This window comes from Pseudomonas sp. GQ91 (assembly GCF_059758795.1).
In genome coordinates this window covers 292,160-315,453 of record NZ_JCAXED010000003.1, presented here as the reverse complement: position 1 = coordinate 315,453, position 23,294 = coordinate 292,160, and the positions used below count along the sequence as shown (strand labels likewise).

The following is a 23,294-nucleotide window of genomic DNA, read 5'->3' as shown; positions in this document are numbered from 1 at the left end:
TACTCCGGGAGCGCATCAAGGGACGCTTAGAATATCTGGTCCCAAGCTCAGTGTCCGGCTACAGTAAGGTCTTTGTCGAAAGGCTTTGTGCATGACTTTTTTGCGCCCTACCCTGCTGACGCTGGCTTGCCTGCTTGCCTCTCCAGGCTTCGCTGACGACCTGCCGTCACTTGGCGACGCCAGTTCTGCCATTGTCTCGCCTCAACAGGAACACCAACTGGGTCGGGCGTGGCTGGCGTACCTGCGTGGCCAGGTGTCAGCACTCAATGACCCGCAGCTCAAGGATTATGTTGAAACCAGCGTTTATAAACTGGTGGAGACCAGCCAGGTCAATGACCGGCGCCTGGAGTTCATCCTGATCGACAGTCCGCAATTGAACGCCTTTGCCGCGCCGGGCGGGATTGTCGGGGTCAACGGCGGCCTGTTCCTCAACGCCCAGACCGAAGGTGAATATGCCTCGGTCATGGCCCACGAACTGGCGCACTTGTCCCAACGTCACTTCGCCCGAGGCGTGGAAGCTCAGCAACGGATGCAATTGCCGATGATGGCCGTCCTGCTCGGCGGGATCATCGCCGCAGCGGCCGGCGCCGGTGATGCCGGCATTGCGGCGATTGCCGGCAGCCAGGCGGCAGCGATCCAGGAACAGCGACGCTTCTCCCGGCAGAATGAACAGGAAGCGGACCGTATCGGCATCCTCAACCTGGAAAAGGCCGGTTACGACCCGCGCTCCATGCCAACCATGTTCGAGCGCTTGATGCGTCAGTACCGCTTCGACGCCAAGCCACCGGAATTCCTGCTGACTCACCCGGTCACCGAGTCACGTATTGCCGACACCCGCAACCGCGCCGAACAGGCAAGTACCGGTGGCAAGGAAGACAGCTTGCGCTATCAACTGATTCGCGCCCGGGTTCAGTTGTACTACGAAGAGACACCGGGACTGGCTGCCAAGCGTTTCCGTGCGCAACTGGACGAAAACCCGAAAAGCGATGTTGCGCGGTATGGCCTGGCCATCGCCCAAATCAAAGGCACGCAGCTAAATGAAGCGCGGGAAAACCTCAAGCCGTTGCTGGCCAAGGCTCCCAACGACGTCACCTACAACCTGGCGCAGATCGAGCTGGACATCATCAACAATCGGATGCCGGATGCTCAACAGCGAGTGGAGCGGATGCTCGCGCAATACCCCGGCAATTATCCGCTGAATCAGGTACGCGTCGGCCTGCTACTCAAGCAGAACCGTACGGCAGAGGCGGAGAAAGCCCTGGAAAGCTTGCTCAAGTCGCGCCCGGACGACCCGGACGTCTGGTATCAAGTGGCCGAGACCCGCGGCTTGTCGGGCAACATCATCGGCTTGCATCAGGCCCGCGCCGAATACTTCGCCCTGGTCGGTGATTACCAACAGGCTATTCAGCAGTTGGACTTCGCCAAGCGTCGTGCCGGCAACAACTTCCCCTTGTCGTCGCGGATTGACGCACGCCAGCGCGAGCTGATCGAACAGGAGCGCCTGGTCAAAGGCATGATGAGCTGACCCGAGACGCATAAAAAAGCCCCGTTCTCGTGTACCGAGAACGGGGCTTTTTATCGACCTGCGGTTAGCGGATTACTCTGCCAACTTGAAGGTAATGAAGCTTGCACGACCCTGGCGCAGGACTCGCATCGACACCGAACGGTTCTTCGGCAGCGCCTTGGCGATGTCGGTGAACTCCTTGGTGGAATTGATCGCCTGGTTGTTCAAGTGAGTGATCACATCACCCGGCTGCAAGCCGATCAAGGCCGCAGGACCGTCCTGGACCTCCTTGATCACAACGCCGCCCTGAAGGTCGAAGCTTTTCTTCTGCTCATCGGTCAGTTCGACCACGGCGATGCCCAGGCGATTGCTGCTGCGCTCGGTGCCGGCCTTGTTACCCAAGGCATCCAGCTCCTGGCCTTCCTCGGGGATAGCACCGACGGTCAGCTCGACATTGCGGCGCTTGCCATCACGAATCACCTCAAGGTTGGCCTTGCCGCCCGCCTTGAGCGCACCGACCAGATGCGGCAAGTCAGCTGACATGACGATGGGCTGACCATTCATGCTCAGGATCACATCACCCACCTGCAAACCGCCTTTGGCAGCCGGACCGCCGTCCTGAATCTGCGCGACCAGGGCGCCCGCCGGCTTGTCCAGGCCAAAGGATTCAGCCAGGTCCTTGTTCACTTCCTGAATCACTACGCCCAACCAGCCACGGCTGACCTTGCCACCTGCCTTGAGCTGGTTGGAAACGTCCATGGCCACATCAATCGGGATCGCGAAAGACACGCCCATGAAACCACCGGAGCGGGTGTAGATCTGCGAGTTGATCCCGACCACTTCGCCTGCCAGGTTGAACAGCGGGCCGCCGGAGTTACCCGGGTTGATCGGCACGTCGGTCTGGATGAACGGTACGTAGTTTTCGTTCGGCAGGCTGCGACCGATGGCGCTGACGATACCTTGGGTCACGGTGTGGTCAAAACCAAACGGCGAACCGATTGCCACGACCCATTGCCCGGCTTTCAAATCCTGGGACTTGCCCAGCTTAAGCACAGGCAGGTTCTTGCCCTCGATCTTCAACAGCGCGACGTCGGAACGCGGATCAGTACCGACCAGCTTGGCCTTGAGCTCACTGCGATCAGCCAGGCGGACGAGAATCTCATCGGCATCCGCGATCACATGATTGTTGGTGAGGATGTAGCCATCAGGCGAAATGATGAAACCCGAACCCAGGGATTGAGCCTCGCGCTGGCCACCACCACGGGGTGAGCGCGGCTGGGGCATGCCACGTTCGAAAAACTCCCGAAGCATCGGCGGCAGGCCTTCAAGGTCCGGCATCTGCTGATTCGAGACTTTGCGATCCGGCAGTTTCTGGGTGGTACTGATGTTGACGACAGCAGGCGATGCCTGCTCCACCAGCTCGGTGAAGTCAGGCAGCTCGACCGCTTGCGCGGCAACGGCCTGACCCAGCACCAGCACCGCGGCGACTATGGATAGGTAAGATTTCAAACGTGGTATCGACATACAGCTCCCGTTACGACGAACAAGGTTGGGCGACAGGGTTCAAGAAACGCCGAAGGCTACTACTACCGACGTTAATTTTCCGTGAACAAAACAAGGCCAGAGCCGAGAGGTTCTGACCTATAAAAAACATATGGAGATTTTGCAAGTGAAAATACTCTCCGAACATTTCATGTTCTCAGCACACAAGCAGGTATCGATGACACCTGCAGCACTGTGAACGATCGGGATGAGCACAGGATTAACGAATCATGGCTTGGCAGGTGCCGGACCGTTGCGAACCGACAGCGCAATCCTTTCAGCGGTGCCAAGCGGAATTTCTCCGACAACCGTTGCCATGATCTCGCCTTGTGGCGTCGCCAAGCGTCGGGATACGGCCACGGTTGGCCCTATCTGGACGCGGGTTTCGGCCACACTGGCATCCTGGACAGGTTCCAGAAATACCGAGAAGCGCGCCAATCCGTCGTCATACATCAGGCTGTTGACCACGGCCTTGGTCTGGGAGTCCTTGCGGGCACTGCTGCGGGTCAGTTGAAAACCGGGGGGCAGCCACTCCAGATGCCAGGCCTGGGTGACTGCCACGTCAGATGGATCAGGACTCGCGGGCTGCAAAGGCTTGCAGTCGCTACTGGGCTGCAGATCATGCTCGTCAGGTGTCTTGGCAGTGTTCAACCGGGTGAACTGGAAACGCTCCAGCAACTGCCCCTTGTCGTTGAGCAACAAGGACTTCAACGGCAGGCCAGTCTCCCGATCCAGGTGCAGCTCGAATCCGTAGCGATACGGGTCGCGGGGCTTCAGCGAAAGAATCACTGCTTGACGAGCAGCCACACGAGATTTGCCGATAACGGCAAGCTCGTAAACAGAGGAGAGTTTTTGTGGATCCAGCGCTCCGGCGGAAGCCCCGGGGGAACTTTCCAAACCGGCCACCAAAGTCCCGCTGACGCACTGGGTACGCCCGTTGACCCGGACAATTTCCTGGGCAGAACCGTCAACCTGCAAAAGCCGTTCACGGATCTGGCCATCCTGGACGCGATGCCAGATGTCGTGGGTCGAAAAACTACCGTTACGCTCGTAGATGAAGGTGCCTTGAAAACTGTGCTGCTCGGCGCGCCCAAGACGTTTCAGCCAGTCTTGAGCTTCGTCGGCATGGGCTGGTACGGTGGACCAGCCACTAAGCAGAAGCGCAAGGAGCGGTATGGCACGCATAAGGCTCCTTAGCGGTTCAGCGGTTTTCCAGACTTGCAGCGCGGGCGTATGGCAGTGCGCTTTCAGTGCCTTTCAGGGCTGATTCCTGAGCATGTTGGCGCAGGTAATCCGGAAGACGCTGATCTTGCCAACCGGATTGCCCCTGAAGCACACCATTGGTCACTGGACCGGCAGCTTCGGAACTTTCCTTGTAGCCGGCCAACACTGCTGGACCCTTGACCTGCGGACCGGCCATAACCGGTTGCTGAGGTTGCTGGGCCAACTCGACGCCGGCGATTTCGTCCTGGTTGTACAGGCGCACACCTGCCAATACGGCAACAGTCACAGAGGCAGCAACCGCCAGGCGACCCAGGCTACGCCAAGGTCCGCGAGTGGCTTTGGCCGGAGTGGCTTCATCAGCCAGTGCAGCAGAAACGGCCGCGGCAATATCCAGACGAGGGACTAACAGGTCCTTGTGCATCACTGCCCGGGCGACTTGGTAACGAGACCAGGTATCACGGGTTTCAGCGTCATCAAATGCGTTAAGCACTCGACGAAGTTCCAGTTCATCCGCTTCGTTATCCATCACTGCGGACAGCGATTCCTGCAGGGCATCACGACTCATGGCGGTTCCTCTCTTGGCTGTCGCCGCTGTCTTTAGTTTTCCTGCAACAACGGTTGCAAGGCTTTATCGATGGCTTCCCGAGCCCGGAAAATCCGGGAGCGTACGGTCCCCACCGGACATTGCATGACGCTCGCAATGTCCTCGTAACTCAGACCATCGAATTCACGTAAAGTTAACGCCGTACGTAAATCTTCTGGCAATTGTTGAATAGTGCGATGGACGGTGCCCTCAATCTCGTCGCGCAACAAAGCACGCTCCGGCGACTCGAGATCCTTGAGGCCGTGATCACCATCGTAAAATTCAGCATCTTCCGAACTCACATCGCTGTCGGGTGGACGGCGACCGCGAGAAACCAGATAGTTCTTCGCCGTGTTAATGGCGATGCGATACAGCCACGTGTAAAACGCACTGTCACCGCGAAAATTACCGAGTGCACGGTAGGCCTTGATAAAGGCTTCCTGTGCAACGTCCTGCGCTTCATGGGTGTCGTGCACAAACCGCACGATCAACCCGAGAATTTTGTGCTGGTATTTCAGCACTAGCAGATCAAATGCGCGCTTATCGCCGCGCTGTACGCGCTCGACAAGCTGCTGATCCTCTTCCTGGGTTAGCATGAACACTCCTCGTTGTACTTGAAGGAGGCTTGCATAACTAAACGATCAGGCTTGCAAACATAGACTCGGTCTTTTCGCAAAAGTTCTCCCCCCTTCAAGCAAGTTTCCGGCGCGCACTGTTTTGGCACACACGAAAAACGCAGCGCGGGCAACGCCGGCTGCGCGAATAATCTTGTCGCCGGATTTCTGACACGCCTTTTGCTCCAGGTCGATCAGTCAATCCAACGCTTTCCCAGCTTTCGGGCATCCTGCTATGGAGTGGGAATTCAAGCAAAAAGTTCCCCCCACGTCGGACCGCCTGATGAAAGCCGTGCCGTTCGTTGCCTGTAGTCTCACAACGCCACGAACCCCGCTATTGTGCCGATCCCCCTCTCTATATACTAGTGGGCCGTGTGACCCTTTGATTCGCCGATCCAGGCGTCCTGTTTGCGCCCTCCCCTCCGGATCGCTTTTTGCGGAATCCTTTAAATGAGCCAACAGTTTCAACATGATGTCCTAGTGATTGGTAGCGGTGCCGCAGGCTTGAGTCTTGCACTGACCCTGCCGAGCCACTTGCGCGTAGCCGTCCTGAGCAAGGGCGATCTGGCCAATGGCTCGACTTTCTGGGCCCAGGGCGGCGTTGCCGCGGTGCTGGACGACACCGACACCGTGCAGTCCCACGTCGAAGACACGCTGAACGCCGGGGGCGGCCTGTGCAATGAAGAAGCGGTGCGCTTCACCGTCGAGCACAGTCGCGAGGCCATTCAGTGGCTGATCGATCAAGGCGTGCCTTTTACCCGTGACGAACATTCCGGCAGTGACGATGGCGGCTTTGAGTTCCACCTCACCCGCGAAGGCGGTCACAGCCATCGACGGATCATCCATGCCGCCGACGCCACCGGCGCAGCGATCTTCAAGACCCTGCTCACCCAGGCCCGCCAACGTCCGAATATTGAACTGCTGGAGCAAAGGGTCGCCGTCGACCTGATCACCGAAAAGCGCCTCGGCCTGCCGGGCGAACGCTGCCTGGGCGCCTACGTCCTCAACCGGGCCAGCGGCGAAGTCGACACCTATGGTGCCCGTTTCACCATCCTGGCCTCGGGCGGCGCCGCAAAAGTCTATCTGTACACCAGCAACCCCGACGGGGCCTGCGGAGATGGCATCGCCATGGCCTGGCGTTCAGGCTGCCGAGTGGCGAACCTGGAGTTCAACCAATTCCACCCCACCTGCCTGTATCACCCTCAAGCCAAGAGTTTCCTGATCACCGAAGCCCTGAGGGGTGAAGGTGCGCACCTCAAACTGCCGAATGGCGAGCGTTTCATGCAGCGCTTCGACCCACGGGCCGAACTTGCACCGCGCGACATCGTAGCCCGCGCCATCGACCACGAAATGAAGCGCTTGGGCATCGACTGCGTCTACCTGGACATCAGCCACAAACCCGAAGACTTCATCAAGACCCATTTTCCGACAGTCTATGAGCGCTGCCTGGCGTTTAATATCGATATCACCAAAGGCCCGATTCCAGTGGTCCCGGCCGCGCATTACACCTGCGGCGGGGTGATGGTCGACCAACGGGGCCGCACCGACGTGCCGGGCTTGTACGCCATTGGCGAAACCAGCTTCACCGGCCTGCACGGCGCCAACCGCATGGCCAGCAACTCACTGCTGGAATGTTTCGTCTACGCGCGCTCCGCGGCCGCCGATATCCTCGAACAACTGCCCCGCATACCGGTGCCGGCCGCGCTGCCCCGCTGGGATGCCAGCCAGGTTACCGACTCCGACGAAGACGTGATCATCGCTCACAACTGGGACGAGCTGCGCCGTTTCATGTGGGACTACGTGGGGATCGTTCGCACCAACAAGCGTCTTCAGCGAGCGCAACATCGGGTCCGGCTATTGCTGGATGAAATCGACGAGTTCTACAGCAACTATAAAGTCAGCCGCGACCTGATCGAACTGCGCAACCTGGCGCAAGTCGCCGAGCTGATGATTCGTTCGGCCATGGAACGCAAGGAAAGCCGAGGCCTGCATTACACCCTCGACTACCCCCAAATGCTGCCGGTGGCCCTCGACACTATTCTGGTGCCAGCCACCTACGGCGACTGAACTTCAAGCGCACGCGCAGGCGTCGATGCACATCGGCGGCCTGTGAGTCCGCCGGCACGCAGATCGATCGCACCCACCATTCGCCCTGCAACCGATAGCGCAGCACCACAATCAACGGCAGAGCCAGGCTGTCAGGACGCAATTGCACACTGTGCCAGCCCCGCGCCGCACTCCATAACTGCCAACCATCGGCGTCGCGACGCAAGCCGCGGATCGCTGAACGGTGAGTCAGCAGGATTTGACGCGGCAAGACCCAGCCAGCATGGGCCAGGCACAACGCCGCCGCCGACAGGGCCAACCCGGGGGGAACGGCAAGGAAGCAAAGCGCGCCCAGCGCGAGCAACTGGGCGAGGAGATACGCCGCCAGCAATCGCCCGGAAGCGTGCCAGCGGCATTCGAAGGCATTACTTGGGCTGGACACGATCCAGAATCATCCGGACCATCCGTTGCAATTCTGGATCTTCCGATTCGGAGCGTTCCATGAACCAGCCAAACATGTCCTGGTCTTCGCATTCCAGCAGCTTGCGGTAACATTCGCGGTCCACTTCATTGAGCGTCGCATAGACCTCCCTGACGAACGGTACCAGCAACACATCCAGCTCAAGCATGCCACGACGGCTGTGCCAGTAGAGGCGATTGAGTTCTACATCTTCGACCATGGAGCGCTCCTCAAATAGAGCGCAAGTATACAGGCCTCGGCCCCGCGCAACAGTCGGCTTTGGTCGGGCGCATGAAACTACCCATTTGCCGGGCACCTCTCTATGATGCACCCATGACTTTCCAACTGCGATGACCCATGGCTGACTCTGCTTTTTTCTGCCCACTGTCCCACGAAGGCGTCCTGGCTGTTCGCGGCGCCGACGCGGCCAAGTTCCTCCAGGGACAATTGACCTGCAACCTCAATTACCTCAGTGACACCCACGCCAGCCTCGGCGCCCGCTGCACCCAAAAAGGCCGCATGCAATCGAGTTTCAGGATCGTATTGCAAGGTGATGGCGTGCTGTTGGCGATGGCCAGCGAACTGCTCGAACCACAACTGGCGGACCTGAAAAAATACGCGGTCTTTTCCAAATCCAAACTGACCGATGAAAGCGCGGCCTGGGTACGTTTTGGCCTGACAGACGCCGATCGGACAATGGCCAGCCTGGGCCTTGAACTGCCGGCCGAGACCGACAGCGTCGCGCGCGCCAATGAGCTGATTGCCATTCGTGTCTCCCCCGGCCGCGCCGAACTGTGGGTGCCAGCCGCGCACGCCCAGGCGCTGCATAAGCAACTGGCCGCGCAACTGCGCGAAGGCGATCTGAACAGCTGGTTACTGGGACAGATCCGGGCCGGCATCGGCCAGGTCATGGCACAGACCCGCGAGCTGTTCATTCCGCAGATGCTCAACTTGCAAGCCGTCGGCGGCGTCAGCTTCAAGAAAGGCTGCTATACCGGACAGGAAATCGTTGCGCGCATGCAATACCTGGGCAAGCTCAAGCGTCGTCTCTACCGCCTGAGCCTCGATAGCACTGTGCCGCCCGAACCGGGGACCCCGCTGTTTTCGCCCAGCCATAACAGCGCTATCGGCGAAGTCGTCCTCGCCGCGCGAGGCGACGAAGTGATTGAACTTCTGGCAGTGCTGCAAGCCGAAGCTGCCGATAGCGGCGCTGTGCATTTAGGTACGCTGGAAGGTCCCGGGCTGCGTTTGCTCGACCTGCCCTACCCACTGGACCGTGATCGCGAGATCCAGCGCTAAGCGCTGCACCTTTTGCAATACCCTAGAGATCCTGCATGAACAAGCTGGCGGAAAAAGTCCAACAGGCGTTGGTTAAGGCCATCGATAACGATGACCTGGTTCTGCCCACATTACCGGAGGTGGCCCTGCAAATTCGTCAGGCCGCCGAAGACCCGGACATTAGCATCAGTCACCTGAGCAAAGTCATCGGCCGCGACACCGCCCTGTCGGCACGACTGATCAAAGTGGTCAACAGCCCGTTATTGCGAGCGTCCCAGGAAGTGACCGATCTGCACACCGCGATCACGCGCCTGGGCACCAACTACAGCAGCAATCTTGCGATCGGTCTGGTGATGGAGCAAATCTTTCACGCCCGCTCCGAAGTCGTCGAGCAGAAAATGCGCGATGTCTGGCGGCGCAGCCTGGAAGTCGCGGGGGTCAGTTATGCGCTGTGTCGCAACCACAGCCAGCTCAAGCCCGATCAGGCAGCGCTCGGCGGGTTGGTCCACCAGATCGGTGTGCTACCGATCCTGACCTACGCCGAAGATCACTACGAACTGCTATCGGACCCGGTCAGCCTCAACCATGTGATCGACAGCATCCACCCGTTGCTGGGTGACAAATTGCTGCGGGTCTGGGACTTTCCGGATCGGTTGTTGTGCGTACCGGGACAATACCTGAATCTGGAACGCGACTCGCAAAAGCTCGACTACGTCGATCTGGTGCAAGTAGCGGTACTGTATTGCCATAAAGGCACGGATCATCCGTTGGCGGACATGGCGGTATCGACCTTGCCGTCGATTCATAAGCTGCGGATTGATCCCTACAGTGAAACCTTGCGCGCAGAGCTGGATGAAGCGCGATCGATGTTTTATTGATCGCCGGCGACAAAGCTCACACGCACCTTCAGCCCTGCCGACTCACCGTCATGCAGACTGATCTGCGCCAGATGCGCCCGGCAAATCTCACCGACAATCGCCAACCCGAGGCCTGAGCCCGCGCCCTGCTGATTGCGTCGATAGAAGCGCTCGAACACCCGGTCCCGCTCATCCAACGGGATGCCCGGCCCATCGTCTTCCACCTCCAGCACCGCTGGCGCCGTGACCCGCAGGATCACATTGCCGCCCGACGGCGTGTGAGCCAAAGCGTTGTCCACCAGATTGCTCAGCAGTTCATTCAGCAGCGTCGGCTCGCCCCGCAGCCAAACCGGCTCATCCGCCTCCAGTGCCAGCGCCACGCCACGGGCGTGAGCCAGCGGTGCCATGGCCATGCCCAGTTCGCGGGCCAACTGGCTCAAATCCAATAATTGCGCACCGCCTTCGGCAATGGCCCGAGCACCGTTTTCGATGCGCGCCAGGGACAACAATTGATTGGCCAAGTGAGTCAGGCGATCCGTGCCCTGGGCCGTCGTTTCCAGGGTCGTGCGCCAGATTGCCGGATCCTCGGCACGCAGCCCCAACTCAAGCCGCGCCTTGAGCGCTGCCAACGGGGTGCGCAACTCATGGGCGGCATCGGCAATGAACTGCGCCTGACGCTCGAACTGCCCACGCAGACGTTCGGTAAAATGGTTCAGCGCCCGCACCAGCGGACCCAGTTCGTGCTGCACCTCTACCAGCGGCAAGGGCCGTAAATCATCCGGCTGGCGTTCCTCCACTGCCGTGCGCAAACGCTCCAACGGACGCAACGCCGCACTCACCGCGAACCACACCAGCAGCAATGCACCGACCGCCAGCATCCCCAGGCGCAACAAGGTATCGGCCATCAAGCTACGGGCCATGCTGACGCGGGCCTCATCGGTTTCCGCCACGCGGATTTCCGCCATGCCATTCATGTTCGGTTCCGATACTGCCTTGAGCAGGCTCACCACCCGTACATTCTGCCCCTGATACTTGGCGTTGTAGAAGCGCGCCAGGGCCGGATAATCATCGGTGCGCGGCGTTCCCGGCGGCGGGCCCGGCAACTCTTCGTAACCGGAAATCAGCTTCTGGTGAATGTCATTGACCTGATAGTAAATGCGCCCGGCACTGTCATAGGCGAACGTGTCCAGCGCCACGTAAGGCACATCGGCGCTGAGGGTACCGTCGCGCTGGGACAGCCCGGCGGCGATGGTCCGCGCCGAAGCGAGCAAGGTCCGGTCATAGGCCGTATCCGCTGCCTCACGACCATTCCAGTAGGCACTCAAACCACTGGCCAGCATCAGCACCACCAGCAACACCGCCAGATTCCACAGCAGGCGCCAGCGCAGGCTGTTGTGCTTACGCATCGCGCGCTTCCAGCAAATACCCCAAGCCACGGAAGGTGACGATCGCCACCGGATGGCCGTCGAGTTTTTTGCGCAAACGGTGGACATAGATTTCGATCGCGTCGGGACTGGCCTCTTCATCCAGTCCAAACACCTGGGACGCCAACTGTTCCTTGCTCATGACCCGGCCAGGACGGGCAATCAGCGCTTCCAGCACCGCCTGTTCGCGGGAGGTAAGCGTCAGCAACTCGTCGCCCAGGGTGAACCGCCGGGTTTCCACGTCATACACCAGCACACCGCAGGTCTGCTGCCGTTCACCTCCCAGCACGCTGCGGCGTAACAACGCCTTGACCCTGGCCTCCAACTCAGTCAATTCAAACGGCTTGGCCAGGTAGTCATCAGCCCCCAGGTTGAGGCCATGGACACGGTCCTTTACATCACTGCGCGCCGTCAGCATCAACACCGGAAGATTTTTTCCACGCCCCCGCAACCGTGCCAACACCTCGAAACCATCCATGCGCGGCAAGCCCACATCAAGGATCGCCACCGCGTATTCCTCGCTGCTCAAGGCCAGGTCCGCCGCCACCCCATCGTGCAACACGTCAACTGTCAAACCCGTGCCCTTGAGCGCCTGGGCGACACTTTCAGCTAGTTGCAAATGGTCTTCGACCAAAAGGACACGCATGGATCTGTACCTCATTCAGGGGTGGCCGACGCCACGCTGTGCGAGGCAGTTTACAGACGCCACCTGCGCTGTGAAGCCCGAAAACATTGAAAGGTCGTTGAAAGGTTAGCGAAAGCTTCGCCCATTAGCATCGCGAAACGGAAGGTAATTCCTCCCGCGCTATTTCACCGATAGCGCCCGAAAAACGCCTTGAAGCGTTTTCGCCAATAAGAACAATAACGGAGTGCACCCACGATGCTGTCAACACAGCCCCAGGCTTTCCCGCCTGTTCGTTTTACCCGCCTGACCCAGACCACCCTCGCCACTGCCGCCGCCCTTGCCGGTTTTTCGCCGCTTACCCAGGCTGCCTTCTTCGAAGACAGTAGCGCGACCCTGGAAACGCGCAATATGTACTTCAACCGCGACTTTCGCGACGGCACCAGCGCCCAGCAGTCCAAGCGCGACGAATGGGCCCAGGGCTTCATGCTCAACCTGCAATCTGGCTACACCGACGGCACCGTGGGTTTTGGTGTCGATGCACTCGGCATGCTCGGGCTCAAGCTCGACTCCAGCCCAGACCGTACCGGCAGCGGCCTGCTGCCGACCCACGATGATGGTCGCGCCGCCGACGAATACTCCAAGTTGGGCCTGACCGGCAAGGTCAAGATCTCCGCCACCGAACTGAAAATCGGCTCGCTGATTCCTGACCTGCCGATCCTCCAGCCCAACGACGGCCGCATCCTGCCGCAGACGTTCAACGGCGGCCTGCTGACCTCCAACGAGTTCAAGAACCTGGTGTTCACCGGCGGCCGCCTGGACCAGGTCAAGGATCGCAATGACAGCAACTATGAGGACATCACCCTCAACAACAAGAACGGCCGTTTCCTGAGCGGCGCCACCGGCAAACACTTCAACTTCGGTGGCGTGGACTATAAGTTTGCCGACAAGATCACCGGCAGCTATCACTTCGCGCAACTCGACGATGTCTATCGCCAGCACTTTCTCGGCCTCGTCGCCGCCCGCCCGATGGGCCCGGGCACTTTCGCCACCGACCTGCGCCTGGCCATCAGTGATGACACCGGCAGCGCGCGCGGCGGCAGCATTGATAACAAGTCCCTCAACGGTATTTTCAGCTATGCGCTCAACGGCCATAAGCTGAGCGCCGGCTACCAGCACATGTCCGGCGACAACGCGTTTCCGTATGTGGATGGCAGCAACCCATACCTGGTCAACTTCGTGCAGATCAACGACTTTGCCGGCGCCGAAGAACGCTCCTGGCAGGCCCGCTACGACTATGACTTCAGCAAACTGGGGGTTCCCGGCCTGAGCTTCATGACGCGTTACCTGTCCGGTGACAACATCAAGCTGAAAACCGGCGACACCGGCAAAGAGTGGGAACGCAACACCGAAATCAAGTACGTGGTGCAAAGCGGTACGTTCAAGGACGTGGCCGTGCGCCTGCGCAACGCCAGTTTTCGCTCCAACTACTCGGCCCGGGACGCAGACGAAATGCGCGTGCTGGTCAGCTACAGCGTCGCGCTTTGGTAACCCTGACATCCACATTCCCAATAACAACAATGACGGAGTACCCCATGACCTCATCACTGCGTAAGTTCGCCCTGGCCGCCGGCTGCATGCTGTTCGCCGGCCAACTGCTGGCCGCCGACGAACCGAGACGTCCGGAATGTATCGCCCCGGCCTCCCCCGGCGGCGGTTTCGACCTGACCTGCAAACTGGCGCAAAGCGCGCTGGTCAACGAGAAGCTGCTGGAGAAGGCCATGCGTGTGACCTACATGCCCGGCGGTGTCGGCGCGGTGGCTTACAACGCAGTCGTGGCCCAGCGTCCAGCCGATGGCGGCACCCTCGTGGCCTGGTCCAGCGGTTCGCTGTTGAACCTGGCCCAGGGTAAGTTCGGGCGTTTCGATGAGGGCGCAGTGAAATGGCTGGCAGCGGTGGGTACCAGCTATGGCGCCATCGCGGTCAAAGCCGACTCGCCTTACAAAACCCTCGACGACCTGGTCAAGGCGCTGAAAAAAGATCCAGGCAGCGTGGTGATCGGTTCCGGCGGCACCGTCGGCAGCCAGGACTGGATGCAAACCGCACTCATCGCCAAGGCCGCCGGGATCAACCCGCGCGAGCTGCGCTACGTGGCCCTCGAAGGTGGCGGGGAAATCGCCACGGCCTTGCTCGGCGGGCATATTCAGGTAGGCAGCACGGACATTTCCGACTCCATGCCGCACATCCAGAGTGGTGACATGCGCCTGCTGGCGGTGTTCTCCGAAAACCGTCTGGACGAGCCGGAAATGAAAGACATCCCGACCGCCAAGGAACAAGGCTACGACATCGTCTGGCCAGTGGTGCGCGGTTTCTACCTGGGGCCAAAAGTCAGCGACGAAGATTACGCCTTTTGGAAAGACGCGTTCGACAAGCTGCTGGCTTCCAAGGAGTTCGCCAAGTTGCGTGATGAGCGCGAACTCTTCCCGTTCGCCATGACCGGTCCGGAACTGGACACCTACGTGAAGAAACAGGTGGCTGACTACAAAGTACTGGCCAAAGAGTTCGGCCTGATTCAGTAATCGCCCCTCGTTCGCGCGGCCACGTCTTTGCTTATCAAAGACGTGGCCCAGGAGTTTCCCATGCTCTTACAACGCATTTTCGCTGCTGCGCTGTTGCTGGTCTGTGCCGGCCTGGCGCTGATGGCCTGGCCCTATCAGGCAGCTTTTTCCTACGAACCTGTAGGGCCACGCGCCTACCCGCTGCTGATACTCGGGCTGATGAGCCTGGGCCTGATCTACATGCTGTTTCGCCCACAGCCCATCCGACACAGTGAAGAGGAGCCGCCGCTGGACCGCGCGACCCTGAACAAGATCGGGATCTGCGTGGTGCTGCTGCTGGTATTTGCCGGCACCTTCGAACCCCTGGGTTTCATTCTCAGCAGCATGTTGATCGGTATTCCGATGGCACGGCTGTACGGCGGCCGCTGGTTGCCCGGTGCAGTGATCATCACCTTGATGAGCGTCGGCCTTTATGTGCTGTTCGATAAAGTCATGGACGTGCCGCTACCCCTCGGTCTGCTCGACGTTCTGGAGAACTGATATGGATACTTTCAGCTATTTGGGCCAGGGTTTCGGTGTCGCGCTGAGCCCCTACAACCTGGTGACCGCCCTGTGCGGCACCCTGATCGGGACCGTCGTCGGCCTGTTGCCGGGCCTGGGTCCGATCAACGGCGTGGCGTTGCTGATCCCCATCGCCTTTGCCCTGGGCCTGCCGCCGGAATCAGCCTTGATTCTGTTGGCCGCGGTGTACCTGGGTTGCGAGTACGGGGGTCGCATCAGCTCGATCCTGTTGAACATCCCCGGCGAAGCGTCCACCGTCATGACCACCCTCGACGGCTACCCAATGGCCCGCAAAGGCCTGGCTGGCGTGGCGTTGTCGCTGTCGGCCTGGAGTTCGTTCATCGGCGCGTTCATCGCCACCTGCGGCATGGTGCTGTTTGCCCCATTGCTGGCCAGATGGGCGATTGCCTTCGGACCCGCCGAATATTTCGTACTGATGGTGTTCGCGATTGTCTGTCTGGGCGGCATGGCCGGTGACAAGCCGTTGAAAACCTTTATCGCGGCATTGATCGGCCTGTTCCTGTCGGCGGTGGGCATCGACGCCAACAGTGGCGTCTACCGCTTTACCGGTGACAACATCCACCTGACCGACGGCATTCAATTCGTGGTGTTGGTACTGGGTCTGTTCTCCATCAGCGAAATTCTGTTGCTGCTGGAAAAAACCCACCGCGGCCAGGAAGCGGTGAAGGCCACCGGGCGCATGATGTTCAACGTCAAGGAAGCCTCGGCGGTGTTTCTGGTGAACATCCGGTGTGGCGTGCTGGGCTTCATCATGGGGGTATTGCCGGGCGCCGGCGCCACCCTGGCGAGCGCCGTGGCCTACATGACCGAGAAACGCATCGCCGGCAGCAGCGGCGAGTTCGGCCAGGGCGACAAACGTGGCCTGGCCGCTCCCGAAACCGCGATCGGCGCGGCAGCCTGTGGCGCCCTGGTGCCGATGCTGACCCTCGGCGTGCCGGGTTCAGGCACCACGGCGGTGATGATCGGCGCGCTGTCGCTGTACAACATCACCCCGGGGCCGCTGTTGTTCCAACAACAACCGGACATTGTCTGGGGCCTGATTGCTTCGTTGTTTATCGCCAACATCATGCTGGTGATCCTCAACATCCCGATGATCCGCATCTTCACCCGCATCCTCGCCGTGCCGAACTGGGCGCTGGTCCCGGTCATCGCGATCATCACCGCGATTGGCGTCTACGCGGTGCATGCCACCACCTTCGATCTGTTCCTGATGATCGGCATCGGTATCTTCGGCTACATCCTGCGCAAGCTGGATTTCCCGCTGTCGCCGGTACTGCTGGGCTTTATCCTCGGCGGCCTGATGGAACAGAACCTGCGCCGTGCGCTGTCAATTTCCGACGGCGCGCTGGAAATCCTCTGGTCGAGCCCGATCACCTTCGGCGGCTGGGTGCTGACGGCCATCATGTTGCTGGTGCCGTTGCTGCGTATCTGGCGCAAGCGCTCCCTGCAGCGTCGTGCCGTGGCCGATGCCTGAGGTCAGTCTCAAGCATTGGTGGGCAACACCGCTGGTCGGCCTGGCCGGCGGTTACCTGGCCAGCCTGATCGGCTGGCCTTTGCCGTACATGGTCGGTTCGTTGCTGGCGATCATCCTGGTACGTTGCCTGACGCCGTGGCAACTGGCCGAAATACCCGGCGGTCGCAAATGCGGCCAATGGGTGGTCGGCATCGGCATCGGCCTGCATTTCACTCCCGTGGTGATCGATCAGGTGCTGGCCCACTTCGGGCTGATTTTCTTTGGCGCATTGATTACCAGCTTGTCGAGCATTGTCGGCGTATGGCTGATGCGCCGCAGCGGCGAAGACCGCGCCACCGCATTTTTCTCGAGCATGCCGGGCGGTTCCAGCGAGATGGTCAACCTGGGCGCGCGCAATGGCGCGGTGCTTAGCCGCGTCGCCGCGGGCCAGAGCTTGCGGGTGCTGGTGGTGGTGCTGTGCGTGCCGGCGATCTTCAAGTACTTGCTCGGTGAGGGTGCGCCGCAGTTTCACCCGGCTCCGGTCAACTGGGCCTGGCTGGCTCTGCTGTTCCCGGCCGGGGCGCTGGTCGCCTGGGGCTGGCAACGCTTGCGCCAACCCAACCCTTGGTTGTTCGGACCGCTGCTGGTCAGTGCCATCGCCAGCGTCACCTGGGATTTGCACATCGGCCTGCCCGATGGCGGCAGCCAGATCGGCCAATGGTTGATCGGCAGTGGCCTGGGTTGCCACTTCAACCGACAGTTCTTCCGCCGTGCACCATCGTTCATGGGGCGAACCCTGGTCGGCACGCTCTTGACCATGATCATCGCCACGCTGGCGGCGGTGGGTCTGAGTGCGCTGACCCAGCTGGATGTGCGCTCACTGACCTTGGGCATGATGCCTGGCGGCATTGCCGAGATGAGCCTGACGGCTGAAACCCTGCAACTGTCGGTGCCGTTGGTGACGGCGATGCAGGTGATGCGATTGTTGTTTGTATTGTTCCTGGCCGAGCCGTTGTTCAGGCATTGGAACAGACAGTCCGGCCAAGCCTAGGCGTTTGATCGTTCCCGGCCATGGGAACGATCATCCCCCTCCTCACACTGGCGGTAACCGCCACTCAATCGGCGTTTCGCCATTCTGCTCGAGAAACTTGTTGGCCCGGCTGAAATGCCCGCAACCAATGAAACCGCGATAAGCCGACAACGGTGACGGATGCACCGACGTCAGCACCAGGTGCTTGGTCGCATCCACCAATTTCTGTTTACCCTGGGCGTGAGCGCCCCACAACAGGAACACCAGGTGCGGTTGGTGCGCGCTGACCACCTCGATGATGCGATCAGTAAAGAACTGCCAGCCCTTGCCTGCGTGAGCATTGGCGTTGGCACGCTCCACCGTCATGGTGGTGTTGAGCATCAATACACCCTGGTCGGCCCAGCTTTGCAGGTAGCCGTGGTTGGGGATGTCGATGTTCAGGTCGCGCTTGAGCTCTTTATAGATATTGACCAGCGACGGCGGTGCCGGCACGCCCGGTTGCACCGAGAAGCACAAGCCATGGGCCTGGCCCGGACCGTGGTACGGGTCCTGGCCGAGGATCACTACCTTGACCTTGTCCAGAGGGGTTGAATTGAGTGCGTTGAAGATCATCGGGCCGGGCGGATAGATCTCTTTGCCGGCCGCGTGCTCCTGGCGCAGGAACTCACGCAACTGAGCCATATACGGCTGCTCGAACTCATCCCGCAAGGCCTGTTTCCAGCTGGGTTCGAGTTTGATACGGTCGCTTTCGGTCATGGTTACATCATCTAGTCAAGAGAATGAGGCGAACCCTAGGAAAGCCTACCCGGCTTGTCAATTGATCTGACGCATAACCGGCAGTTTCCCGCGAAGGGATCATACTGAACGTTCAATTTACCGATTGAGGTCATGATGAACCTGCACTTCGAAGAGCTCACCGGCAGCCACGGTGCCCGCATCGGCATCGCCAGCCTGAATGCTGAAAAGTCCCTCAATGCCCTCTCCCTGCCAATGATCCTGGCCTTGAGTGAACGCCTGGACGCCTGGGCCAAGGATCCGCAAATCGTCTGTGTGCTGCTGCGGGGCAACGGCGCCAAAGCCTTTTGCGCTGGCGGCGAAGTGCGCAGCCTGGTTGAGGCTTGCCGTGCACAACCCGGCGAAGTGCCCTCGTTGGCGGCAGCGTTCTTTACTGCCGAATACCGTCTTGATTACCGCCTGCATACTTACCCCAAGCCGCTGATCTGCTGGGGTCATGGTTATGTGCTGGGCGGCGGCATGGGGCTGCTGCAAAGTGCCTCGATACGCATCGTCACTCCCAGCAGTCGCCTGGCCATGCCGGAAATCAGTATCGGTTTATACCCGGACGTCGGGGCCAGTTGGTTCCTCTCCCGCCTGCCCGGCAAACTCGGGCTGTTTCTCGGCCTGACGGGGGCCCATATGAATGGCCGAGACGCGCTGGACCTGGGCTTGGCCGATCGCTTCCTGCTGGATGAGCAACAAGACCAAATGCTCGAAGGCCTGTTGCAGTTGAACTGGCAGGAACAGACCGCCATACAGCTCAACAGCCTGTTCAAGGCCCTCGCCCAGGAAGCAGCCAGCCAGCAACCCGACGCGCAATGGCTGCCTCGGCGGGCACAGATCGACGCATGGCTGGATGTGGGGGACGTACGCAGCGCGTGGCGCGCATTGAGTCTGTTGCGCGAGCACGCCGACCCCTTATTCAACCGCGCCGGCAAGACGTTGAGCGAGGGTTGTCCACTGACCGCGTGCCTGGTGTGGGAACAGATCCGACGCGCGCGACACTTGTCTCTGGCGCAGGTCTTCCAGATGGAATACACCTTGAGCCTCAATTGCTGCCGGCATCCGGAGTTCAGTGAAGGGGTACGGGCACGCTTGATCGACAAGGATCAGCAGCCTCATTGGCATTGGCCGGATATCAACAATGTTCCCGAGGCGGTGGTGGAGGCACACTTTCATAAAGTGTGGGAGGGCCGACATCCGTTGGCGGATATCTCCGACGTCTGACGGGCTTTTCAGTAGCGAAGCGCATCGAGTGTGAAGGAACAGTTATCCGGCTGGCGGTCATCACAGAGATAGAGTTCATGGCCAAATGAATCTCTGGCCAGCCGCCAATGCGTGGTATCGGACAATGACATGCTCAAGCCTTCAGTCGCCCCGGCATACCTCAAGACCACCAGACGTTGTTCGCGCCCGGAGCGATAGATGCACTTCTCCAGATAGCCCCATCTGCGCTCTTGACCCTCGCCGGGCATGAATACCGCGCCGACAAATTTATCGATAAAGTCCACCGGCGACACTTTCGGGCTCGTCCATCGATGCCCGGCGCTTTCTTGGTAAAAATACCCGTCGGCATATTTGATGGATGACGGGTACGGGCAGCCCTGCCAGGCATCCCCATGAGCGAAACAGGCAATGCCAAGCAAGATCAAAAGGAGTAATCGAGCTGTCATATACCGTTCCGTCAGTTCACCGCCAACAGGCCTGAATACAGCGCTTGTCGTTCAGTGAAATACAACTGCGGCATATAAACTAGCTGTCAAATATGACAGTACGCTAGACCGTCACCCAAAAAAACGGCGCATTTCGCGCCGTTTCAAAAAAGCCGATTAACGATGCCCGCCCCGACCTCGTCCATGGTCGCTGCCTCGACCGTCGCCACGACCTCGGCCGCCATTACCCCAATGATCACCGCGGCGTTGGTTGGGGTAGAACCTGTAGCCCGCCCTTGGTCCTGAAGGATAGTACCGAGGCGCCGGCTGGTAGTAGCGCGGCGCTGGGTAATAGCGCACGGGCGGCGCGTAGTACCCGCGCCGATACTGATAGGACGGGCCGTTGCCGTAGTAATAGACCGGCGCGGGCGAGGTATACACCTCGGATCGATAATAACTGCGGCCGCCACCGGAATACGGCACGCAAGCGCCAAGGGTCAAACCGAGCACAGCGATAAGTAATAGTCGACGATACATGGCGGCCTCCTGGACCGCGGGCGAGCACACACCAGCGACGCTGGGTGGCGACAAACAGCTTTCACTGAATGACGAAATATCTGACATCAAAAACAGAATCTGGTGCGATTTGTACATAGTTTGATACATCTATGGCGCGACAAAGCCACGCCGCGGTATCGTGCCCGCCACACCGGGCTTTACCGGAACCTTGACTGCTCAGCCTGAATCGACCGATGACCACTCCAAGCCTTTGCCCGGCCTGCGGCGCCCGCAACGACTGCAGCCTGGCCGACCCGCGTACCGCCGACCAAGCCTGCTGGTGCTACAGCGTAAGCATCGACCCGAAGGTGCTTGAGGCATTGCCCGAGGCATTGCGCGATAAAGCCTGCCTGTGCCCGCGCTGCGCGCAGGTCGACGCGCAGTTGCGCGGGACTGAGCCCTCGTAATGCGCGTCGACCGTTTCCTCAGTAACCTGCCCCGCTTCAATCGCCAACAAGTACGCCTGTTGCTGATTGAACGGCGGATCAAGGTCGATGGCCAGGTAATCAGCGATCCGCGCCACGACGTACGGGCATTCAGCCGCGTGGAATGCGACGACGAACTCCTCCAGGCTGGCAAGCCCGCGCGTTATTTCATGCTGCACAAACCTCAAGGCTGCGTCAGCGCCACCCTTGACCCGCAACACCGCACCGTCCTCGACCTGTTGGATGAGCCGGACAAAGGCGAGTTGCATATCGCTGGTCGCCTGGACTTCAACACCACTGGCCTGCTGCTGATCACCAACGATGGCCAATGGTCCCGGCGCCTGACCCAGCCACGCACGAAACTGCCCAAGGTCTACTACGTCGAGACTGAACAAGCCATCGGCCCGGCGTACGCGGCAACATTCGCCGCCGGCCTGTACTTTGCTTTCGAGGATCTCACCACCCGGCCGGCCGACCTGCAAGTGCTCAGCCCCAACAGTGCGCGGCTGAGCATCATTGAGGGGCGTTATCACCAGGTAAAGCGCATGTTCGGCCACTTCGACAACAAAGTGACGCGCCTGCATCGCGAACGCATGGGCCCGCTGGTGTTGGATGAAAGCCTTGCGCCAGGCCACTATCGGCCGCTGACGGATGAAGAAATCCGGCAAATATGACCGTTCGGCCGATGCGGCCAGAAACCCCTGCGCCCCACTGGCGATCTGGCCCGTCTCCTGCTTGAATCAAGACGCCAGCCGGTTTGACCGGCGAGCCCAACCTCCAAGAAACCCGTTGCCTGCCCACGCCACTTGATCTGTGGGTCTCCCAGGCAAATTGCCCGCCATAACAATACCCGTCGGCCAGCCATCCGGACCGACATGGGCCCTCCTTTCAGGCGTATGCCTACCTGTCACAAAGCGCGTGCAGACTGATCTGCGCGCACTACCCGCTTGCCAGGAGTCTTACGACATGAGGCCAGAAATCGCTGTGCTGGATATACAGGGTCAGTATCGGGTTTACACGGAGTTCTACCGCGCGGACGCTGCAGAAAAGACCATCATCCTGGTCAATGGCTCCATGGCCACCACTGCGTCTTTCGCCCAGACCGTGAAAAGCCTTCACCCGCAGTTCAATGTGGTTTTGTACGATCAGCCCTACGCTGGCCGTTCCAAAGCCCACAACCGCCATGAACACATGCTGACGAAAGAGGTTGAAGGCCAGATCCTTCTGGAGCTGATCGAGCACTTCGCCGCCGAACATGTACTGTCCTTCTCGTGGGGCGGTGTCGCCACCCTCGTCGCGCTCTCCCACCGCCCTCGTCGCGTGGAAAAGGCCGTGATCAGTTCATTCTCGCCGGTGATCAATGCCCCCATGCGCGACTACCTGGAGCGCGGCGTCGACTTCCTCGGCAACCTTGACCGCCACAACGTCGGCCACCTGGTCAACAGCACCCTCGGCAAATACCTGCCGCCGCTGTTCAAACGCTTCAACTACCGGCATGTCAGCAACCTGGCCGCGCACGAGTACGGGCAAATGCACTTTCACATCAACCAGGTACTCAACAGCGACCGCCAGTGCTACCTCAAGGCCGCGCGCGAGATCGACATTCCGGTACTGTTTCTCAATGGTGAGTGGGATGAATACACCAGCGCCCAGGACGCCAGGCTGTTTGAACAGCACGTGGCAAAGAGCAGCTTCGGGACGATCCAGGCGACCGGGCACTTCCTGGACATGGAACACAAGGCGGCGTGCAATGACAGCCGGCGGGCGCTGATGAGCTTTCTGAAACCAGGGCAATCCGCCCCTCGGCTGCGTTATCAGCAGGGCCAGACACAGCATGCATCGTCGCTGTGAAACCCATGCCCTCTGCCGCAGAGGGCTTGGCTTATTCAACGTAAGCCGCACATTTCTCAAAGAAAAACTTCAAATCGGCGCGTGCATCTGGTACAAAGTCAGCCGTTCTGAGCGGGTATAGTTTAGTGGCAAAACGAAAGCTTCCCAAGCTTTAGTTGAGGGTTCGATTCCCTCTACCCGCTCCACTCAGATAGTGCTCTCGCGCCAGAAGACTGGCGACGCGAACCTGCAAAAACCGGCCCTGGTGGCTAATA

At 60.0% G+C, this 23,294-nt stretch carries 24 protein-coding genes and 1 tRNA gene; 14 read left to right on the top strand and 11 right to left on the bottom strand.

What is annotated here, in order from left to right; translation table 11 throughout:
• Positions 1 to 91: 91 nt before the first annotated feature.
• Positions 92 to 1,525 (top strand): M48 family metallopeptidase, encoded by a 1,434-nt coding sequence (locus AC6CIA_RS06295; protein ID WP_498311118.1) that lies wholly within the window; start codon positions 92 to 94, stop codon positions 1,523 to 1,525.
• Between the two features lie 72 nt (positions 1,526 to 1,597).
• Here the strand turns inward: AC6CIA_RS06295 and AC6CIA_RS06290 are convergent, their stop codons facing one another.
• The 4 genes from AC6CIA_RS06290 to rpoE all read right to left on the bottom strand — a co-directional run bounded on the left by AC6CIA_RS06290 (position 1,598) and on the right by rpoE (position 5,449).
• On the bottom strand, positions 1,598 to 3,028 hold the full coding sequence (locus AC6CIA_RS06290) for a DegQ family serine endoprotease (RefSeq protein WP_498311117.1): 1,431 nt from the start codon (positions 3,026 to 3,028) through the stop codon (positions 1,598 to 1,600).
• A 246-nt stretch (positions 3,029 to 3,274) separates the two neighbouring features.
• Positions 3,275 to 4,231: a MucB/RseB C-terminal domain-containing protein gene (locus AC6CIA_RS06285; RefSeq protein ID WP_498311116.1), complete on the bottom strand. Its 957-nt coding sequence runs from the start codon at positions 4,229 to 4,231 to the stop codon at positions 3,275 to 3,277.
• A gap of 16 nt (positions 4,232 to 4,247) precedes the next feature.
• Positions 4,248 to 4,835, bottom strand: coding sequence for a sigma-E factor negative regulatory protein (locus tag AC6CIA_RS06280; protein ID WP_498311115.1), 588 nt, complete (start codon positions 4,833 to 4,835; stop codon positions 4,248 to 4,250).
• 32 nt (positions 4,836 to 4,867) lie between these two features.
• Positions 4,868 to 5,449: an RNA polymerase sigma factor RpoE/AlgU gene (gene rpoE / locus AC6CIA_RS06275; protein WP_003172477.1), complete on the bottom strand. Its 582-nt coding sequence runs from the start codon at positions 5,447 to 5,449 to the stop codon at positions 4,868 to 4,870.
• A 468-nt stretch (positions 5,450 to 5,917) separates the two neighbouring features.
• Between rpoE and nadB the strand changes: the two genes are divergently transcribed.
• On the top strand, positions 5,918 to 7,534 hold the full coding sequence (nadB, locus tag AC6CIA_RS06270) for an L-aspartate oxidase (RefSeq protein WP_498311114.1): 1,617 nt from the start codon (positions 5,918 to 5,920) through the stop codon (positions 7,532 to 7,534).
• Here the strand turns inward: nadB and AC6CIA_RS06265 are convergent.
• Positions 7,503 to 7,955: a protein YgfX gene (locus AC6CIA_RS06265; RefSeq protein ID WP_498311113.1), complete on the bottom strand. Its 453-nt coding sequence runs from the start codon at positions 7,953 to 7,955 to the stop codon at positions 7,503 to 7,505. The two genes, nadB and AC6CIA_RS06265, sit on opposite strands and share 32 nt — an antisense overlap.
• Positions 7,939 to 8,193, bottom strand: coding sequence for an FAD assembly factor SdhE (locus tag AC6CIA_RS06260; protein WP_498311112.1), 255 nt, complete (start codon positions 8,191 to 8,193; stop codon positions 7,939 to 7,941). The genes AC6CIA_RS06265 and AC6CIA_RS06260 overlap by 17 nt, the downstream gene beginning before the upstream one ends.
• Positions 8,194 to 8,330: 137 nt before the next feature.
• Here AC6CIA_RS06260 and ygfZ point away from each other — a divergent pair, with 137 nt between their 5' ends.
• The gene (ygfZ, locus tag AC6CIA_RS06255) at positions 8,331 to 9,272 is read left to right on the top strand and encodes a CAF17-like 4Fe-4S cluster assembly/insertion protein YgfZ (RefSeq protein ID WP_498311111.1); all 942 of its coding nucleotides are present in this window, start codon (positions 8,331 to 8,333) and stop codon (positions 9,270 to 9,272) included.
• A gap of 35 nt (positions 9,273 to 9,307) precedes the next feature.
• A complete protein-coding gene (locus AC6CIA_RS06250) occupies positions 9,308 to 10,129 on the top strand; it encodes an HDOD domain-containing protein (RefSeq protein ID WP_498311110.1) in 822 nt (273 codons plus the stop codon).
• Here the strand turns inward: AC6CIA_RS06250 and AC6CIA_RS06245 are convergent.
• Positions 10,123 to 11,514 carry a sensor histidine kinase gene (locus AC6CIA_RS06245; RefSeq protein WP_084376958.1) on the bottom strand — a complete coding sequence of 464 codons (1,392 nt, stop codon included), beginning with the start codon at positions 11,512 to 11,514 and terminating at the stop codon, positions 10,123 to 10,125. The two genes, AC6CIA_RS06250 and AC6CIA_RS06245, sit on opposite strands and share 7 nt — an antisense overlap.
• Entirely contained in the window at positions 11,507 to 12,178 is a 672-nt protein-coding gene (locus AC6CIA_RS06240) for a response regulator (RefSeq protein WP_084376960.1), read from the bottom strand. The genes AC6CIA_RS06245 and AC6CIA_RS06240 overlap by 8 nt, the downstream gene beginning before the upstream one ends.
• A gap of 234 nt (positions 12,179 to 12,412) precedes the next feature.
• Here AC6CIA_RS06240 and AC6CIA_RS06235 point away from each other — a divergent pair, with 234 nt between their 5' ends.
• Genes AC6CIA_RS06235 through AC6CIA_RS06215 form a run of 5 tightly spaced genes read left to right on the top strand, consistent with a single transcriptional unit; the run spans position 12,413 to position 17,798 of the window.
• Entirely contained in the window at positions 12,413 to 13,705 is a 1,293-nt protein-coding gene (locus AC6CIA_RS06235; protein ID WP_498311109.1) for an OprD family porin, read from the top strand.
• A 44-nt stretch (positions 13,706 to 13,749) separates the two neighbouring features.
• Entirely contained in the window at positions 13,750 to 14,733 is a 984-nt protein-coding gene (locus AC6CIA_RS06230) for a Bug family tripartite tricarboxylate transporter substrate binding protein (RefSeq protein ID WP_498311108.1), read from the top strand.
• Positions 14,734 to 14,793: 60 nt separating this feature from the next.
• A complete protein-coding gene (locus AC6CIA_RS06225; RefSeq protein WP_084376964.1) occupies positions 14,794 to 15,252 on the top strand; it encodes a tripartite tricarboxylate transporter TctB family protein in 459 nt (152 codons plus the stop codon).
• 1 nt (position 15,253) lies between these two features.
• Positions 15,254 to 16,768 (top strand): tripartite tricarboxylate transporter permease, encoded by a 1,515-nt coding sequence (locus AC6CIA_RS06220; protein ID WP_498311107.1) that lies wholly within the window; start codon positions 15,254 to 15,256, stop codon positions 16,766 to 16,768.
• Positions 16,761 to 17,798 (top strand): AbrB family transcriptional regulator, encoded by a 1,038-nt coding sequence (locus tag AC6CIA_RS06215; protein ID WP_498311106.1) that lies wholly within the window; start codon positions 16,761 to 16,763, stop codon positions 17,796 to 17,798. Before AC6CIA_RS06220 ends, AC6CIA_RS06215 begins: the two co-directional genes overlap by 8 nt.
• Before the next feature lie 42 nt (positions 17,799 to 17,840).
• Here AC6CIA_RS06215 and ung read toward each other — a convergent pair whose 3' ends face one another.
• Positions 17,841 to 18,533 (bottom strand): uracil-DNA glycosylase, encoded by a 693-nt coding sequence (gene ung / locus AC6CIA_RS06210; RefSeq protein WP_084376969.1) that lies wholly within the window; start codon positions 18,531 to 18,533, stop codon positions 17,841 to 17,843.
• Positions 18,534 to 18,668: 135 nt separating this feature from the next.
• Here ung and dspII point away from each other — a divergent pair, with 135 nt between their 5' ends.
• Complete coding sequence (gene dspII, locus AC6CIA_RS06205) at positions 18,669 to 19,781, top strand: enoyl-CoA hydratase/isomerase DspII (protein WP_498311212.1); 1,113 nt, start codon at positions 18,669 to 18,671, stop codon at positions 19,779 to 19,781.
• A gap of 8 nt (positions 19,782 to 19,789) precedes the next feature.
• Here the strand turns inward: dspII and AC6CIA_RS06200 are convergent, their stop codons facing one another.
• Both AC6CIA_RS06200 and AC6CIA_RS06195 read right to left on the bottom strand, forming a co-directional pair.
• Positions 19,790 to 20,227: a DUF3757 domain-containing protein gene (locus tag AC6CIA_RS06200; RefSeq protein ID WP_498311105.1), complete on the bottom strand. Its 438-nt coding sequence runs from the start codon at positions 20,225 to 20,227 to the stop codon at positions 19,790 to 19,792.
• Between the two features lie 156 nt (positions 20,228 to 20,383).
• Entirely contained in the window at positions 20,384 to 20,743 is a 360-nt protein-coding gene (locus AC6CIA_RS06195; RefSeq protein ID WP_498311104.1) for a hypothetical protein, read from the bottom strand.
• Between the two features lie 215 nt (positions 20,744 to 20,958).
• Between AC6CIA_RS06195 and AC6CIA_RS06190 the strand changes: the two genes are divergently transcribed.
• The 4 genes from AC6CIA_RS06190 (at position 20,959) to AC6CIA_RS06175 (ending at position 23,225) form a co-directional block, all read left to right on the top strand.
• The gene (locus AC6CIA_RS06190; RefSeq protein ID WP_084376974.1) at positions 20,959 to 21,171 is read left to right on the top strand and encodes a cysteine-rich CWC family protein; all 213 of its coding nucleotides are present in this window, start codon (positions 20,959 to 20,961) and stop codon (positions 21,169 to 21,171) included.
• Positions 21,171 to 21,863 (top strand): 16S rRNA pseudouridine(516) synthase, encoded by a 693-nt coding sequence (locus tag AC6CIA_RS06185; RefSeq protein ID WP_498311103.1) that lies wholly within the window; start codon positions 21,171 to 21,173, stop codon positions 21,861 to 21,863. Before AC6CIA_RS06190 ends, AC6CIA_RS06185 begins: the two co-directional genes overlap by 1 nt.
• 292 nt (positions 21,864 to 22,155) lie before the next feature.
• Positions 22,156 to 23,040 carry an alpha/beta fold hydrolase gene (locus AC6CIA_RS06180; protein WP_498311102.1) on the top strand — a complete coding sequence of 295 codons (885 nt, stop codon included), beginning with the start codon at positions 22,156 to 22,158 and terminating at the stop codon, positions 23,038 to 23,040.
• 111 nt (positions 23,041 to 23,151) lie between these two features.
• Positions 23,152 to 23,225: transfer RNA gene (locus tag AC6CIA_RS06175), tRNA-Gly, on the top strand.
• Positions 23,226 to 23,294: the final 69 nt, after the last annotated feature.